The 15,292-nt window shown below is 73.0% G+C and carries 15 protein-coding genes and 1 pseudogene; 8 read left to right on the top strand and 8 right to left on the bottom strand.

What is annotated here, in order from left to right; genetic code table 11:
- The first annotated feature begins 47 nt into the window (after positions 1 to 47).
- Positions 48 to 611 (top strand): NAD(P)H-dependent oxidoreductase, encoded by a 564-nt coding sequence (locus tag AC07F0_RS08995; protein WP_478976170.1) that lies wholly within the window; start codon positions 48 to 50, stop codon positions 609 to 611.
- Between the two features lie 133 nt (positions 612 to 744).
- On the opposite strand, the gene AC07F0_RS08990 is transcribed toward AC07F0_RS08995, so the two are convergent.
- The 4 genes from AC07F0_RS08990 to AC07F0_RS08975 are packed head-to-tail and all read right to left on the bottom strand — an operon-like array spanning position 745 to position 5,516.
- Positions 745 to 1,881: an XdhC family protein gene (locus AC07F0_RS08990; RefSeq protein ID WP_478976167.1), complete on the bottom strand. Its 1,137-nt coding sequence runs from the start codon at positions 1,879 to 1,881 to the stop codon at positions 745 to 747.
- Positions 1,874 to 3,988, bottom strand: a complete 2,115-nt coding sequence (locus AC07F0_RS08985) for a xanthine dehydrogenase family protein molybdopterin-binding subunit (protein WP_478976164.1) — start codon at positions 3,986 to 3,988, stop codon at positions 1,874 to 1,876. The genes AC07F0_RS08990 and AC07F0_RS08985 overlap by 8 nt, the downstream gene beginning before the upstream one ends.
- Positions 3,985 to 4,977 carry an FAD binding domain-containing protein gene (locus AC07F0_RS08980; RefSeq protein ID WP_478976161.1) on the bottom strand — a complete coding sequence of 331 codons (993 nt, stop codon included), beginning with the start codon at positions 4,975 to 4,977 and terminating at the stop codon, positions 3,985 to 3,987. Before AC07F0_RS08980 ends, AC07F0_RS08985 begins: the two co-directional genes overlap by 4 nt.
- Positions 4,974 to 5,516: a (2Fe-2S)-binding protein gene (locus tag AC07F0_RS08975; RefSeq protein ID WP_478976159.1), complete on the bottom strand. Its 543-nt coding sequence runs from the start codon at positions 5,514 to 5,516 to the stop codon at positions 4,974 to 4,976. Before AC07F0_RS08975 ends, AC07F0_RS08980 begins: the two co-directional genes overlap by 4 nt.
- Before the next feature lie 241 nt (positions 5,517 to 5,757).
- On the opposite strand from AC07F0_RS08975, the gene AC07F0_RS08970 reads away from it, so the two are divergent.
- Positions 5,758 to 6,336, top strand: a complete 579-nt coding sequence (locus AC07F0_RS08970) for a TetR/AcrR family transcriptional regulator (RefSeq protein ID WP_478976156.1) — start codon at positions 5,758 to 5,760, stop codon at positions 6,334 to 6,336.
- A gap of 135 nt (positions 6,337 to 6,471) precedes the next feature.
- Here AC07F0_RS08970 and AC07F0_RS08965 read toward each other — a convergent pair whose 3' ends face one another.
- Complete coding sequence (locus tag AC07F0_RS08965; RefSeq protein ID WP_478976153.1) at positions 6,472 to 7,377, bottom strand: LysR family transcriptional regulator; 906 nt, start codon at positions 7,375 to 7,377, stop codon at positions 6,472 to 6,474.
- A 117-nt stretch (positions 7,378 to 7,494) separates the two neighbouring features.
- Here AC07F0_RS08965 and AC07F0_RS08960 point away from each other — a divergent pair, with 117 nt between their 5' ends.
- The gene (locus tag AC07F0_RS08960; protein WP_478976150.1) at positions 7,495 to 7,725 is read left to right on the top strand and encodes a hypothetical protein; all 231 of its coding nucleotides are present in this window, start codon (positions 7,495 to 7,497) and stop codon (positions 7,723 to 7,725) included.
- A 4-nt stretch (positions 7,726 to 7,729) separates the two neighbouring features.
- Here the strand turns inward: AC07F0_RS08960 and AC07F0_RS08955 are convergent.
- Positions 7,730 to 8,033: pseudogene (locus tag AC07F0_RS08955) on the bottom strand (ArsR/SmtB family transcription factor); the annotation flags it as partial.
- Positions 8,034 to 8,094: 61 nt separating this feature from the next.
- Between AC07F0_RS08955 and AC07F0_RS08950 the strand changes: the two are divergent.
- From AC07F0_RS08950 to AC07F0_RS08940, 3 genes are all read left to right on the top strand, one after another.
- On the top strand, positions 8,095 to 8,514 hold the full coding sequence (locus AC07F0_RS08950) for an MFS transporter (protein WP_478976147.1): 420 nt from the start codon (positions 8,095 to 8,097) through the stop codon (positions 8,512 to 8,514).
- A gap of 341 nt (positions 8,515 to 8,855) precedes the next feature.
- Positions 8,856 to 9,254, top strand: a complete 399-nt coding sequence (locus AC07F0_RS08945; RefSeq protein ID WP_478976144.1) for a helix-turn-helix domain-containing protein — start codon at positions 8,856 to 8,858, stop codon at positions 9,252 to 9,254.
- A gap of 119 nt (positions 9,255 to 9,373) precedes the next feature.
- Positions 9,374 to 10,564 carry a CaiB/BaiF CoA transferase family protein gene (locus AC07F0_RS08940; RefSeq protein WP_478976141.1) on the top strand — a complete coding sequence of 397 codons (1,191 nt, stop codon included), beginning with the start codon at positions 9,374 to 9,376 and terminating at the stop codon, positions 10,562 to 10,564.
- Between the two features lie 19 nt (positions 10,565 to 10,583).
- Here the strand turns inward: AC07F0_RS08940 and AC07F0_RS08935 are convergent, their stop codons facing one another.
- Both AC07F0_RS08935 and AC07F0_RS08930 read right to left on the bottom strand, forming a co-directional pair.
- Positions 10,584 to 11,567 carry a TerC family protein gene (locus AC07F0_RS08935; protein WP_478976138.1) on the bottom strand — a complete coding sequence of 328 codons (984 nt, stop codon included), beginning with the start codon at positions 11,565 to 11,567 and terminating at the stop codon, positions 10,584 to 10,586.
- Between the two features lie 84 nt (positions 11,568 to 11,651).
- Positions 11,652 to 12,296 (bottom strand): phosphoribosyltransferase, encoded by a 645-nt coding sequence (locus tag AC07F0_RS08930; protein WP_478976135.1) that lies wholly within the window; start codon positions 12,294 to 12,296, stop codon positions 11,652 to 11,654.
- 272 nt (positions 12,297 to 12,568) lie between these two features.
- On the opposite strand from AC07F0_RS08930, the gene AC07F0_RS08925 reads away from it, so the two are divergent.
- A complete protein-coding gene (locus AC07F0_RS08925) occupies positions 12,569 to 13,813 on the top strand; it encodes a polysaccharide pyruvyl transferase family protein (RefSeq protein WP_478976132.1) in 1,245 nt (414 codons plus the stop codon).
- Between the two features lie 36 nt (positions 13,814 to 13,849).
- Positions 13,850 to 15,289, top strand: coding sequence for an FAD-dependent oxidoreductase (locus AC07F0_RS08920; protein WP_478976129.1), 1,440 nt, complete (start codon positions 13,850 to 13,852; stop codon positions 15,287 to 15,289).
- The last annotated feature ends 3 nt before the right edge of the window (positions 15,290 to 15,292 follow it).

Below are 15,292 nucleotides of genomic sequence, written 5' to 3'. Positions count from 1 at the left end.
CGTGACGGCAGTATTTCGGAGCCGTCTTTCACTACCTGGGAGTCAGCATGTCTGTTCGTATCCTCGCCCTCGTCGGCAGCCTTCGCGCGGGTTCGCACAACCGCCAGCTCGCCGAGGCCGCCGTCAAGCTCGCCCCCGAGGGTGCGGAGGTCGAGTTGTTCGAAGGACTGGCGGAGATCCCCTTCTACAACGAGGACATCGACGTCGAGGGCAGCGTTCCGGCCGCCGCCGCGAGGCTGCGCGAGGCCGCCGACGTCGCCGACGGCCTGATCCTGTTCACGCCCGAGTACAACGGCACCATCCCGGCCGTCCTGAAGAACGCCATCGACTGGCTGTCCCGCCCGTACGGCGCCGGTGCCCTCAGCGGCAAGCCGGTGGCCGTGGTCGGCACCGCGTTCGGCCAGTACGGCGGTGTCTGGGCGCACGACGAGACCCGCAAGTCCGTGGGCGTGGCCGGCGGCAAGGTGCTGGAGGACGTCAAGCTGTCCATCCCCGGCTCGATGACCCGCTTCGCCGAGACGCACCCGGCCGACGACGCCGAGGTCGCCGCGCAGCTGACGGAGGTCATCGCGCGTCTGCACGGCCACGCCACGGAGCCGGCCGCCGCCTGACCCGCTCGCGCACGGTGCCACGGAGGGGCCGCGGCCGGTGACGGCTGCGGCCCCTCCGGCATGTCGTCGGTTACGGCATGTCGTCGGTCACGGCATCTCGCCGGCTCCGGCGTGTCGCCGGGGTGGTCGGCGCTCAGACCGGCTGCGGCAGCGGTCCGGCCGCCCGCTCGTCCCGGTGGATCGGGGTGTCCGCGCCGGTGAGCGGCCGGCCCGTGCCGCCGTGCCGCGCGGCGACGATCTCGGCCGCGATGGACAGGGCGGTCTCCTCGGGCGTACGGGCGCCCAGGTCGAGGCCGATGGGTGACCTGAGCCGGGCCAGCTCGCGCTCACCGACGCCCGCTTCCCGCAGCCGCCTGCCGCGGTCCTCGTGGGTACGGCGGGAGCCCATGGCTCCGACGTAGGCGACGGGCAGCCGCAGGGCTTCGGTCAGCAGGGGGATGTCGAACTTGGCGTCGTGAGTGAGCACGCACAGCACCGTCCGCGCGTCCGTGTCCGTGCCCGCCAGGTAGCGGTGGGGCCAGTCGACGACGATCTCGTCGGCGTCGGGGAAGCGGGTCCTGGTCGCGAAGACGGGGCGGGCGTCGCACACGGTGACGTGGTAGCCGAGGAACTTGCCCGCCCGTACGAGGGCGGCGGCGAAGTCGATCGCACCGAAGACGATCATGCGGGGCGGCGGGACCGCCGACTCGACGAGCAGGGTGAGTCCGCCCGGGCAGTGCGAGCCGTCCTCCGAGACCTCGACCGTCCCGGTGCGGCCGGTCTCCAGCAGGGCACGGGCTTGGGCGATCGCCGTGCGGTCCAGCTCTCGGTGGCCGCCGAGGCCGCCCTCGTGGGTGCCGTCGGGGCGTACGAGCACCGCCCGGCCGAGAAGGCCGGCCGGACCCTGGACCACTCGGGCGAGAGCGACCGGCTCGTCGTGGGCGGCGGCCGGCAGTGCGGCGGTCTGAGCCGCATCGTCGGCGTCGTACGGGGTGACCATGACGTCGATGACCCCGCCGCAGGTCAGGCCGACCGCGAAGGCGTCCTCGTCGCTGTAGCCGAACCGCTCGACCCGGGTCTCCCTGTCCTGGAGGGCCTGGAGGCACAGGTCGTACACCGCGCCCTCCACACAGCCGCCGGAGACCGAGCCGATGGCCGTGCCGTCGGCGCAGACGGCCAGGGCGGCGCCGGGAGGGCGCGGGGCGCTGCCGCCGACCGCCACGACGGTGGCGACGGCGAAGTCCCGGCCCTCCTCGGCCCATGCGTGCAGTTGCCCGGCGAGGTCAAGCATCGCCGTCCGCCATCAGGACTCGGTCGGGGCGGATGGGCAGGCGCCGGTGGCGGACGCCGGTCGCGTGCCACACGGCGTTCGCGACCGCCGCGGCGGCGCCCACGATGCCGATCTCGCCGATGCCCTTGATGCCGACCGGGTCGTCCGGGTCGGGGTCGTCGACCCAGTCGGCCTCGATGTGCGGGATGTCGGCGTGCGCGGCGACGTGGTAGCCCGCGAGGTCGGCGCCGTAGAGACCGCCCGTGGCCCGGTCCCGGACGGCTTCCTCGTGCAGGGCCATCGAGATGCCCCAGATCATGCCGCCGACCAGCTGGTTGCGGGCGGTGAGCGGGTTGACGATCCGGCCGGCCGCGAAGATGCCCAGCATGCGGCGCACCCGGACCTCACCGGTGGCGGGGTCGACGGCGACCTCGGCGAACTGCGCCCCGAAGGAGTGCCGTTCCTTCTGTGCCAGGGCGCCGACGGCCTCGGCCGTGTTCGACCGAACGGTGATGCCCTCCGGCGGAATGTCGGCGCTCGGCGCGAGGCTCTGCCGCAGCTCCTCGGCGGCCGCCGTGACGGCCCACGCCCAGGAGCGGGTGCCCATCGAACCACCGGCGATCATCGCCGGACCGAGGTCGCTGTCCCCGAGGCGCACCCGGACGCGGTCCGTCGGCACGCCCAGCGCGTCGGCGGCGACCAGGGTGAGCGCGGTGCGGGCGCCGGTGCCGATGTCCGCGGCGTTGATCCCCACCGTGAAGGTGCCGTCCGCCTCCGCGGTGACGGCCGCCGTGGACGGCATGGCTCCCGCGGGGAAGGAGGCCGCCGCGGTGCCCGTGCCGAGCAGCCAGCGGCCGTCTCGGCGCACGCCGGGCCGCGGGTCCCGGTCGGCCCAGCCGAACCTGCGGGCGCCTTCCCGGAAGCAGGCGATCAGGTTGCGGCTGCTGAACGGCAGCCCGGACACCGGGCCCACTGCGGGCTCATTGCGCACGCGCAGCTCGATCGGGTCGATGCCGCACCGCTCGGCGAGCTCGTCGAACGCCGACTCCAGCGCGAACGAGCCGGGCGCCTCCCCGGGTGCCCGCATCCAGGTCGGGGTGGGTACGTCGAGCCGCACGATCCGGCTGGCCGTATGGTGCGCGTCGGCGTCGTACATCGCCCGGCTCGCGGCGGCGCTCGGCTCCACGAACTCGTGCACGGACGAGGTCATGTTCAGGGACTGGTGCTCCAGGGCGCGCAGCCGCCCGTCCGCGTCGGCGCCGAGCCTGACCCGCTGGGCCGTGGGGCTGCGGTAGCCGGCGAGCGAGAACATCTGCCGGCGGGTCATGACGACCCTGACCGGGCGTTGCAGGACGGTCGCGGCCATCACGGCTGCCACCTGGTGCGCGCGGACGCCCTTGCTGCCGAAGCCGCCGCCGACGTGCTCGGAGCGCACCCGCACGGAGGCGGGGTCGAGGGAGAACAGGTTCGCGAGCTCGCCGGCGACCCAGATGGTGCCCTGGTTGGAGTCGACGACCTCCAGCCGGCCGCCCTCCCACAGGGCCGTCGCGGCGTGCGGCTCCATAGGGTTGTGGTGCTCCTCCGGGGTGGTGTACTCCGCGTCCACCACGACGGCGGAGGAGGCGAGTTGGGCCTCCAGGTCGCCCTTGACCATCACGCCCGGCGCATGGCCGTCGACCGGATACGCCTCGGTCTGCCGCTCGGCGGAGAACGCGACGTCGTGCGGTTCCTCGTCGTACGTCACGACGAGGGCCTCGGCGGCCTCCCTGGCCTGCTCGGACGTCTCGGCGACGACCAGCGCCACCGGCCAGCCCATGTGGGCGACCCGGTCGTTCTGGAAGAGGGCGACGGTCGGGTCCGGCCGGGCGCCCAGCAAGCCGATGTAGTCGCTGTCGACGCGCGGGGCGTTGTGGTGGTGGAGCACGGTGAGAACGCCCGGCATGGCGAGGACGGGTTCGGTGTCCACGGATCGGATGCGGCCGCGGGCGACGGTGGACAGGACCAGCCAGCCGTGGGCGAGTTCGGCGAAGGGGATCTCGGCGGCGTAGCGGGCGGCTCCGGTGACCTTGTCGCGGCCTTCGACGCGGGTGTGGGCGGTGCCGACGGAGCCCTGGGTGGCGGTGGTCATCGGGCGGCCTCCTCGGCGAGTTCGCTCAAGCCGGCCACGACGAGGTTGCGCATCAGGGTCACCTTGTATCCGTTGTGGGGCAGCGGTTTCGCATGGGCCAGTTCGGCATCCGCGGCGGCCGCGAAGGTCTCGGCGTCGGCCGGGGCCCCGATCAGGGCGCGTTCGGCCGCGCGGGCCCGCCAGGGGCGGGAGGCGACCGCCCCGAAGGCCAGGCGTACGTCCTGCACGCGGCCGTCGTGGACGTCCAGGGCGGCGGCGATGGAGCCGATGGCGAAGGCGTACGAGGCGCGCTCGCGCACCTTGCGGTAGCGCGAGTTCGCCGCCACCGGTGCGGGCGGCAGGGTGACGGAGGTGATCAGCGCACCCGGCGGCAGCGCCGTCTCCAGATGCGGGGTCTGCCCCACGGCCAGGTAGAAGTCGGCGAGCGGCAACTCCCCCGGCCCGTCGGCCGTTTCGTAGGACACGACGGCGTCGAAGGCGGCGAGCGCCACACCCATGTCGGAGGGGTGCGTCGCGACGCACTGGTCGGAGGCGCCCAGGATGGCGTGGTTGTGGTGCTCACCGGTGACGGCGGGGCAGCCGCTGCCGGGGTTGCGCTTGTTGCAGGCGGAGGTGACGTCGGCGAAGTAGCCGCAGCGGGTGCGCTGGAGCAGGTTCCCGCCGACGGTGGCCATGTTGCGCAGCTGCCCGGAGGCCCCGGCCAGCACCGCCTGCGCCAACGCCGGGTAGCGGAGCCGGACTTCGGGGTGGGCGGCGAGGTCGCTGTTGGTGACGGTGGCACCGATGCGCAGCCCGCCGTCGCCGGTCGGCTCGATCTGGTTCAGGGGCAGTTCCCGGACGTCGACGAGCAGGGCGGGCCGCTCGACGCCGGTCTTCATCAGGTCGACGAGGTTGGTGCCGCCGCCCAGGAAACGGGCTTCCCCGTCGCCGTCGAGCAGCGCCACGGCGCCGGAGACGTCGTAGGCGCGCTGGTAGCCGAACTCCCTCATGCCACCGCCCCCTTGGCCTCGGCGGCCCGGGCCACGGCCTGGACGATCGACACGTACGCGCCGCAGCGGCACAGGTTGCCGCTCATCCGCTCCCGGATCTCCTCCGGCGTCAGCGGTGGCGGTCCCGCTTGCGGGCGTATGTCGTCGGTGGCGGCGCTGGGCCAGCCCGCCGCGTGCTCCTCGATCAGGGCGATGGCCGAGCAGATCTGCCCCGGCGTGCAGTAGCCGCACTGGAAACCGTCGAGGTCGAGGAACGCCTGCTGCACCGGGTGCAGTCGATCGCCTTCGGCCACGCCCTCGATGGTGGTGATCTCACGCCCCTCGGCGGCCACGGCGAGTTGCAGGCAGGACACGGCCCGGCGGCCGTCGACCAGGACCGTGCAGGCACCGCACTGGCCCTGGTCGCAGCCCTTCTTCGTGCCGGTCAGATCCAGGCGCTCGCGCAGGGCGTCGAGGAGGGTGGTGCGGTGGTCGACGGTCAGCGTGTACTTCTCGCCGTTGACGGACAGGGTGAGGTCGCTGGACGTCGATGGGGGCATGGAAGCCTTCTTTCTCGCGTCGCAAGGTCGGGCGGCAGGGGGTTCGTGGGTGGCGGGGCCGGTTCGCAACGGTGCAGGATGCGGGGCAGTCCGGCCGCGGCACGGCCGTCTGGGGCTGTCGGCACGGACGTCCCGCCGATACGATGGAGCAAGCGGACAGTTGTCCGTTACCCGGAAACGTAACGGACAACTGTCCGCTTAACAAGGGCCGGGTTTCGGCCAAGGACCGCGAGGAGGGCGAGTGCGGCAGAAGAGGGACGTTCCTCTGCGCTCGGACGCGCAACGCAACCGCGAGCGCATCCTGGAGGTTGCGCTGGTCGAACTGACGCGTGCGGCGGACGCTCCGCTGAGCGCGATCGCCAAGAAGGCGGGCGTCGGGCAGGGGACCTTCTACCGCCACTTCCCGAGCCGTGAGGCGCTCGTCATGGAGATCTACCGGTACGAGATGCAGCAGGTCGCCGACACCGCGGCACCGCTGCTGGAGTGCCGGGAACCGGACCGGGCGCTGCGCGAGTGGCTGGACCGCTGCGCACAGTTCGCCATGACCAAGGCCGGTCTGGCCGACGCACTGCGCCAGGCCACCGGCGCGCCGGGGAAGCCCGCGAAGCCGGCCCCTACGCCGCTGATAGAGGCGGCCGAACTCCTCCTGCGCGCCAACGAGAAGGCCGGCACCATCCGCCCGGGAATCACCGCGGATGATCTCTTCCTGGCCGTCGGCGGCCTGTGGACGATCGACCCGCACACCGACTGGCGACCACGCGCCGACCGCCTGCTGAACCTCGTGATGGACGCGCTGCGGGTGGGGGCGCCCGGGCGGTGAACGGGCGGGGCTTCACGGGCGGACTGGCGCACCTGGCCTGACCGTTGCCGCCTACGGGTGCGTGGGGGCTGTTCGCGCCCACGCGGCGGAGCCGCAAATCGAGCACAGCCCCGCGCCCCTGAGTGGCTCGGTGCTTCAGGCGACTGCCGTGGGGGCCAGTTCCCGTAGTTCCCGCAGGGCCGTCGCCACCGCCGGGCGGGCGTGGCCGCCGCCGCGGGTGCAGGTCAGGAGCTTGCGGTGGGGGTTGCCTTCGCAGCGGACCCGGGTGATCGGGAGATGCGGGGTCAGATGGGCGAGGCGCGGGACGAGGGCGACGCCGAGCCGGTGGGCGACGAGGTGGGCGGCGACGTTCCAGTCGAGGGCGTGATGGACGACGTCAGGGGTGAAACCGGCAGCGCCGCAGGCGGACAGGACGTGCGGGCGGCAGGCGCTCTCCTCCACCGGCGCGATCCACGCCTCGTGCGCCGCCTCCGCGAGATCGACCCGGGCCCGTCCGGCCAGCCGGTGCCCGTCGGGGACGACCAGGTCGAACGGGTCGTCGAGCAACGGCTGCTGGTCGAAACGCGTGTCGCTCAGCGGCGGGTTGTGCGGGGTCGACTCGACGACCGCCAGGTCGATGTCACCCTCGAAGAGGAGGTCGAAGCTCTCCGGGACGCCCGCCTCGGTGATCCGTACGGACAGCCGCGGATGCCGCTCCCCCAGCCGGGCCGCCATCGGCGCCAGCAGCACCGAGATGGCCACCGGGAAGCCCGTCACCCGCAACACCCCGGACGGCGCCCCGTGGTCCGCCCGTAGATCGAGTTCCGCCTGGTCCCAGCGGGCCTGGATGGCGTCGGCGTGCGCGAGCAGGCTCTCGGCGGCCGCAGTGAGGCGCACGCCGCGCCCCTGCGGCTCCAGCAGGTCGACGCCCAGGTCACGGGCGAGCTGCCGGATCTGCTGGGAGGCGGCGGACGGGGTGAAGTGCAGGGCCCGGGCGGCCGCGGTGACCGTGCCGTAGTGGGCGACCGCCCTGAGGACATGCAGTCGACGCAGGTCAATCATGAAGCCAACGCTTCACAATGGAGTCCACAAAGTCAACCTGGACGTGTACGGAGGCTCCGACGCACCCTGGCTGTGTCGCGACGGTCAACCAGCCACGACGTACGAGGAGTCAGAGACATGACCAGCACCACCGGCACCGTCTGCCCGCACTGCGGCTGGCCGGACGGAGGCGAGCCGTTCCGGGTGCTGTCCCGGCACACCACCGCGACCGGCCACACGGAGTGGACGCGCTGCGGATGCGGCTCGCTCCAGGTCCGGGTCGCCGACGGCTGCGGCACACGCGTCGTCTCACGCAGCAGGCCGCCGTCCGGCTCCGCTCCGGCTCCGTCGGGTACGGCGGGCCACTGAGTACTCAGGTCCTGCCGTGCCGGGCCAGCCGCTCCCCCAGCGGGCTGCGCCGGTAGAGGACGTGGCGGCCGTCGCGGGCACGGGTGACCAGACCCGTCGCGTGCAGGACGCGCAGATGCTGGGACACGGCGCTCGGGGTCACCCCGAGGCGCCGGGCCAGCTCGACCGTCGGCAGGGGCTCGGCCAGCAGCCGCAGCAGGGTGCTGCGGCGCGCCGAGCAGGGCCGTCAGGGCGGGGGCGCCCGGCTCGGGCTCCGGCTCCCACAGGGTGGCGGCGCCCCGGCCGGGGTAGGCGAGCATCGGCGGTTCACGGCGCTGACCCGATCACGATCGACGGCAGCCTACAGCGCACCCGGGCGCGAGTCCCCGGATGATCCTCGCCCTGGCACTGGTCTGCGGCGCGGCCGTGGGCAACGTCTACTTCCCCCAGGCCCTCAGCCCGCTGATCGCGTCCGGACTGCACGTCTCGCCCGGCGCGGCCGCCGGCGTCGTCACCGCGACGCAGTTCGGCTACGCGGCCGGGATCTGCCTGCTCGTCCCGCTCGGCGACCGCCTCCCGTACCGCCCGCTGCTGGTCACCCTCCTCACGGTCACCGGCCTCGGGCTGTTCGCGGCGAGTGCCGCGCCGGGGCTGGTGCCGTTGGTCGCCGCCAGTGCCCTGGTGGGGGTGGCGACGGTGGCGGCTCCGCTCGCCGGGCCACTGGCGGCCGCTCTGGTGCCGCCGGAGCGGCGTGGCGTCACCGGCGGCACGCTGCTGAGCGGCGTGGCGTCACCGGCAGCACGCTGCTGAGCGGCTCCCTCGCGGGCATGCTGCTCTCGCGCACCGCCGGCGGCGCGCTCGGCGACTGGCTGGGCTGGGGCCCCGTACGTCCTGGCCGCCGTGCTGTCCCTGGCGGTGGCCGCGCTGTCGGCGCCTGCTTCCCCCGACGTCCCCACCCTCCTCCCAGGGCTACCCAGCGCTCCTGGCCGAACCGCTGCGGCTGCTGCGCACGGAACCCGGGCTGCGCCGCTCCTGCCTGTACCAGGCCCTGTGTTCGGCGGTCTCGCCCCGCTGAACGAGCGCCCACGGGTCGTCCCCTCCGGACGCGGGCCGACGCGGTCGGACGGCTCGGCGTCGGGCCCGCCGTGCCCGTGCTGGAACTGCCCCGGTCGTGGGCCGAGGCCCGGACCGCCCTGCGGTTCACCGCCGAGGGCACCCCGCAGGACCCCGGACCGCGCGTCGTGCACGCCGAGGAGCTGGGCGGCATCGCCCTCCTCGCCGATCTCGTCGTACCGGGCGCCGAACCGCCGTCGGACGTCCGCGCCCTGGAGGCGGCCGCGGCGAGCACGCCCTGGCTGGCAGCGACTCTGCACGCGGTCGCGGCCACGGCGAGCCTGCGGGCGGCCGCCTCCGAGATCAACGTCCACCACTCGACGCTCCAGGACCGGCTGGCCCACGCCGAGCACCTGCTCGGCAGGCCGGTGCGCACCCCGCAGGGCCGGCTCCGGCTGCAACTGGCGCTGGCCATGCGGCACCTGGCCCGGCCGTAGCCGTGGCGTTCCCGCCCGGGCCGGCGTGATCCGGATCGCGTCCAGGGGCCGTGCCGCCGCCGTCCGGCTGGGAGAGACTGTCCGGGCGCCGTCCGGTACGAGGTTCAGGAGCATGAGGCATGAGCGTGCAGCGGTATCCCCTGGCCGGGGTCACGGTGGTCAGCCTGGAGCAGGCCGTGGCCGCGCCCTACGCCACTCGGCAGCTCGCCGACCTCGGCGCCCGTGTCATCAAGGTGGAGCGGCCGGGCGGCGGCGACTTCGCCCGCCGGTACGACACGACCGTGCACGGCCACTCCAGCTATTTCGTCTGGCTCAACCGGTCCAAGGAGTCCCTCACACTGGACCTCAAGGATCCACGGGGCCGCGAGATCCTGCACGAACTCCTCGACGGCGCCGACGTGTTCGTACAGAACCTCGCCCCGGGCGCCGCCGGCCGGCTCGGTCTGGACGCCGCCACCGTCACCAGCCGCCGCCCGGGTCTGATCCCGTGCACGATATCGGGCTGGGGCACGACCGGTCCCTGGGCCGACCGCAAGGCCTACGACCTGCTCGTGCAGTGCCAGACCGGGCTGGTGTCCCTGACGGGAACCCCGGAGGGGACCGCCCGGACCGGGATCTCCGTCGCCGACATCGCCGCCGGGATGTACGCGTACAGCGGCATCCTCACGGCCCTGTACACCCGCGCCGTCACCGGCGAGGCCCACCCGGTGGACGTGTCGCTGTTCGAGGCGCTGGCGGAGTGGATGGGCCAGCCCGCCTACTACACCCGGCACGGCGGCACCCAGCCCCCGCGCCTGGGCACCCAGCACGCCACCATCGCGCCGTACGGGACGTACGAGGCCGCCGACGGCAAGGAGGTGCTGTTCTCCATCCAGAACGAGCGGGAGTGGGCGGCCCTGTGCGCCGAGTTCCTGGCCCGGCCGGAGCTGGTCGGCGACCCGCGCTTCGCCACCGCCTCCGACCGGGTCGCCCACCGCGAGGAGCTCAACGCGATCGTCGCCGCGCGCTTCGCCCGCTCCGGTTCCGAGGAGATCCTCAAGGACCTGGAGGCCATCGGCATCGCCTGCGCCGGTGTCAACGACGTCGCCGCGTTCCTGAACCACCCGGTGCTGGCCGCCCGCGGCCGCTGGACCGAGGTCGGGGTGCCGGGGGCGACGGTGGAGGCCCTGCTCCCGCCGGCCGACCTCGCGGGCCTGCCCGCCCGGATGGACCCCGTACCCGCGGTCGGCGAGCACACCGAGGCGATCCTCGCCGAGCTGGGCCGCACCGGCGAGGAGGTGGCCGCCCTGCGCGCGGACGGCGTCGTCTGACGCCCTCGGCCGGGGGAACCTACCGGGACCCGGTGACCCGCTCCGCCTCCTCGGCCTCGGCCTCCTGCTTCTTCGAGGCCCGCAGACTGGTGATCGTCGTGACGGCCAGGACCAGGACGATGAAGCCCAGCGAGAAGGGGATGCTGATCTCGGGCACGTGGACGCCCGACTCGTGCAGGGCGTGCAGCGCCAGCTTCACGCCGATGAAGCCGAGGATGATCGACAGGCCGTAGGAGAGGTGGACCAGCTTCTTCAGCAGGCCGCCGATGAGGAAGTACAGCTGGCGCAGGCCCATCAGGGCGAAGGCGTTCGCGGTGAACACGATGTACGGGTCCTGGGTCAGTCCGTAGATCGCGGGGATGGAGTCCAGGGCGAACAGCACGTCGGTGGAACCGATGGCGAGCATCACGACCAGCATCGGCGTCATGATCCGCTTGCCGTTCTCGGTGATGAACAGCTTCGTGCCGTGGTAGCGGTCGGCGACGCCGAAGCGCTGCTCCGCCATCTTCAGCAGCTTGTTCTCCTGGTACTCCTTCTCGTGGTCCTGCTTGCGGGCGTCCTGGATCAGCTTCCAGGCGGTCCAGATGAGGAAGGCTCCGAAGATGTAGAAGACCCAGGAGAAGGCGGTGATGATCGCCGCGCCTGCGGCGATGAAGACGGCGCGCAGGACCAGGGCCATCAGGACGCCGATCATCAGCACCCGCTGCTGGTACTGCGAGGGCACCGCGAACTTGGCCATGATCAGGACGAACACGAAGAGGTTGTCGACACTGAGGGACTTCTCGGTGATGTAACCGGCGAAGAACTCACCGGTGGGCCCGCTCCCACCGAAGTACCACAGCCCCAGCCCGAACAGCACGGCGAGGACGATCCACACCACCGTCCACGTCCCGGCTTCCTTCACGGACACGTCGTGAGGCTTGCGGCCGACGAAGAAGTCGACGGCGACGAGCAGGCACAGAGCTGCCACGGTCAGCAGCCACACGGAGAGGGAGACGTTCACTGGTGCTCCTGTTGCAGGTGTGGACAGTGGGACATCGTTCTCCACGTGGCTGATTTCCGCCACACCTGCCGGGTGAACAATGGATCACAGTTGCGCGTGCAGCGCCTCCAGGACGTCCTGGTCCGTCAGTTGGTCGAAGTTCTCGTACCAGAGGCCCACGGCCATGAACGCGGCCGGCTGGTACAGGCAGATCACCTCGTCGGCCTCGGCGCGCATCAGCTCGGCCGCCTCCGGGGAGCACACCGGCGCGGCCAGCACCACCCGTTCGGGCGCCTGACGGCGGACGAATCGCAGCGCGGCCCGGGCCGTGGAACCGGTCGCCAGGCCGTCGTCGACCACGATCACCGTGCGTCCGCGCAGATCGGGTGCGGGACGGCCCTGCCGGTACAGCCGCTCGCGGCGGCGCAGCTCCGCGCGCTCCCGCTCGATGACGGGCGCGAGGGCGGCCTCCCGCAGGCCCAGGTGGCGCATGGCGTCCTCGTCGAGGAGCGGCACCTCGTCCCCGGCCATGGCGCCGACGCCGAACTCCTCCTGGAAAGGCGCCCCGATCTTCCGTACGACGAGGACGTCGAGCGGGGCGTCCAGTGCCGCGGCGACCTCGCGCGCCACGGCGACCCCACCGCGGGGCAGGGCGAGGACGAGGGGATCGGGCAGCGCCCCCTCGCTCTGCCGGGTGCGCAGCGTTTCGGCCAGTTCCCGGCCGGCCTGCCGGCGATCATGGAAGCGCATGACGGTCACCTCTGCTTCCCGCGCGGAGAGGGCCCTTCGCCGGTCCGGCTCCCGCGTACCCCCCGCCCACCGGACAATGCACAGCTCGCCTACCGGACAATGCACACCTTCCGGACCTCCGTCACACTCGGAACGCGGGGTGTTTCCGGCGGTGCGCGCAGGCAACCCGTGCCCGTGCGGCACGGACCGCACGCACGGGCACGGCCCTCCCCGCACCATCGGCGCAGCGCACCAGTCCACCGAGCAGACTCCGACGCGACGGGAGCACCCGGATGACCACTGCCCCTTCTCATCCGCAGCCCGCCCGGCCAGGCCCGCGCATCGGCGTGCTGGGTTCGTACGGCGGCTTCAACATCGGCGACGAGTCGATCCTGACCTGTGTCCTGCGCTGTCTGCGCACCCAGCGGCCCGAGGCCCGGCTGGTCGTCTTCAGCCGGAACGCCGAGCACACCCGGGTGCATCATCCGTCCGCCGACGAGGTGGTGGACTGGGAGGGCGTCAGCCGCAACCACGTCCTGGACGCGCTGGCGTCGCTGGACGTGCTGGTACTGGGCGGCGGCGGGCTCCTCTTCGACGGCGAGGCGCGCCGTTATCTGCGCCTGGTCCGGGCCGCCCAGGAGCGCGGCATCCGCACGTTCGCCTACGCCATCGGCGCCGGCCCGCTGCGCGAGGCCGAGGACCGGGAGGCCGTGCGCACGGTGCTGGCGGACATGGAGGACGTCGTGGTGCGCGACGAGGAGTCCAAGCTGGTGCTGGAGGAGGTCGGTGTCGAACGCGACGTCGTCGTCACCGCCGATCCGGCGCTGCTGCTGGAGGCGGAGCCGTTCACCGACGAGATGATGCGCCACGAGGGCGTGCCCACCGACTCGCGTCTGGTGGGGATGTCGGTGCGGGAGCCGGGCCGGGCGGCCGAGAAGCTGGACGAGGGCGACTACCACGCGCTGCTCGCCGACGTCGCCGACTTCCTCGTCCGCCGGCTGGACGCGCACGTGGTGTTCCTGCCGATGGAGCGGCACGACGTGCGGCACGCGCACGCCGTGCTGTCCCACATGACCGCTCCCGACAAGGGGCGGATCCTGCACGGCGCGTACAGCCCGGGGCAGGTGCTCGGCTTCATGCGCCATCTGGACCTGGCGGTCGGCATGCGCCTGCACTTCGTGATCTTCGCGGCGCTCTCCGGGCTGCCGGTACTGCCCCTGCCCTACTCCGGCAAGGTCTTCGACTTCGCACGCCGGATGGGGGCTCCCGCCCTGGTGGGCGTGGCGCGGGAGCAGGCCGGGCTGCTGCTGGCGGAGGTGGACCGGCTGTGGGACGAGTACCCGGAGCGCCGTGAGGAGCTGCACTCCCGCGTCCGGGAGCTGTCCACGCAGGCCTTGGAGACCTGCGCACGCTGCGGACTGCTGCTGGACGAGGTCGACGGCGGCACGGAGAAGGCCATCGGCGCCGCTTCCCTCCTGGACACGCAGGCAGAACCACCGCACCCGCCCACCGCCGAACCCCGTCCGCTGGGCGTGTGACGCCGACGCCGAGGCCCCGCCCGCGGGAGGACACCGATGCCGATCCTTCGAGAACCGCGCGAGCCCCGCACCGTCACCCTGCCCGAACGGCCCGCCCAGCACGGCGGCCGGACCGAGGTCCTGGTGGTCGGCGGCGGCCCGGCCGGGTTCGCCGCGGCGGTCGCGGCGGCCGACGCCGGTGCCGAGGTCGTCCTGGTGGAGCGCTACGGGTTCCTCGGCGGCAACGCGACCGCGGCACTGGTCATGCCGCTGATGTCGTTCCACAACGAGCACAAGCAGGCCACGTTCACCGAGTCCGGGGACGAGGCCCGGCTGCTGCCCACCGACCACGGCGAGGGCGAGCCGGTCGTGCAGGGCGTGCTGTGGCAGCTGCTGGACCGGCTCATGGGCCGCGGCGGCTGCCTGAAGCCCTCCCCCAGGACCGGGTACACGGTCCCCTTCGACCCGGAGCTGTTCAAGCTGGTCCTGCTCGAGATGATGGACGAGGCGGGCGTGCGGATGCTGTTCCACGCCTTCGCCTCCACGGCGCTGCGCCTGGACGACGGCTGGCGTGTGGTGTTCGAGACCAAGTCGGGGCCGGTGGTGATCGACGCCGACGTGGTCGTGGACGGCACGGGCGACGGCGATGTCGCGGCGGCCTGCGGGGCGCCGTACGAGATCGGGCGGCCGGAGGACGGGCTGGTGCAGCCGATGACGCTGATGTTCCGGGTCGCGGACTTCGCGCGGCCGGACTTCGCGCAGTACGTGCGGGAGCATCCCGACCAGTGGCGCGGGGTGCACGGTCTGTGGGACCTGGTCGAGGAGGCCCGGGCCGACGGTGATCTGCGGCTGCCGCGCGAGGACATCCTGTTCTTCGCGACGCCGCATCCGCGCGAGGTCAGCGTCAACAGCACCCGCGTGAACAGGGTGCTCGGCACCAGCGTGTGGGACCTGACACGGGCCGAGTACACCGCCCGGCGCCAGCTCGCGGAGATCGACCGCTTCCTGCGCACCCGCGTGCCCGGCTTCGAGGAGTCGTACGTGGTGCAGAGCGGCACGCACATCGGCGTCCGGGAGACCCGGCGCGTCGTCGGCGACTACCACCTCACCGGCCACGACATCCTGGCCGCCCGCCGCTTCCCGGACGTCGTCGCGCACGGCGCCTACCCGGTCGACATCCACAACCCGCGCGGCTCCGGAACGCTCCTGAAGCGGGTGCCCGCGGGCAGCTTCTACGACATCCCGCTGCGCTGCCTCGTGCCGAAGGGCACGCAGCGGCTGCTGGTGGCGGGCCGCTGCATCTCGGGGACGCACGTGGCGCACTCGTCGTACCGGGTCATGCCGATCGCGATGGCGACCGGGCAGGCGGCCGGCGTGTGCGCCGCGCTGACCGTGCGTCACGGTCACGGGCCGCGGGGTGTGCCGTACCGGCTGGTGCAGCGTGAACTGCTGCGGCAGGGCGCCCGGTTGCGCATCGACCTGCCCGTGAGCGGCTGACGC

The organism is Streptomyces sp. NPDC045955 (assembly GCF_056430805.1).
Note: the sequence above shows the minus strand (reverse complement) of the source record. Positions and strands in the feature narration are given on the sequence as shown.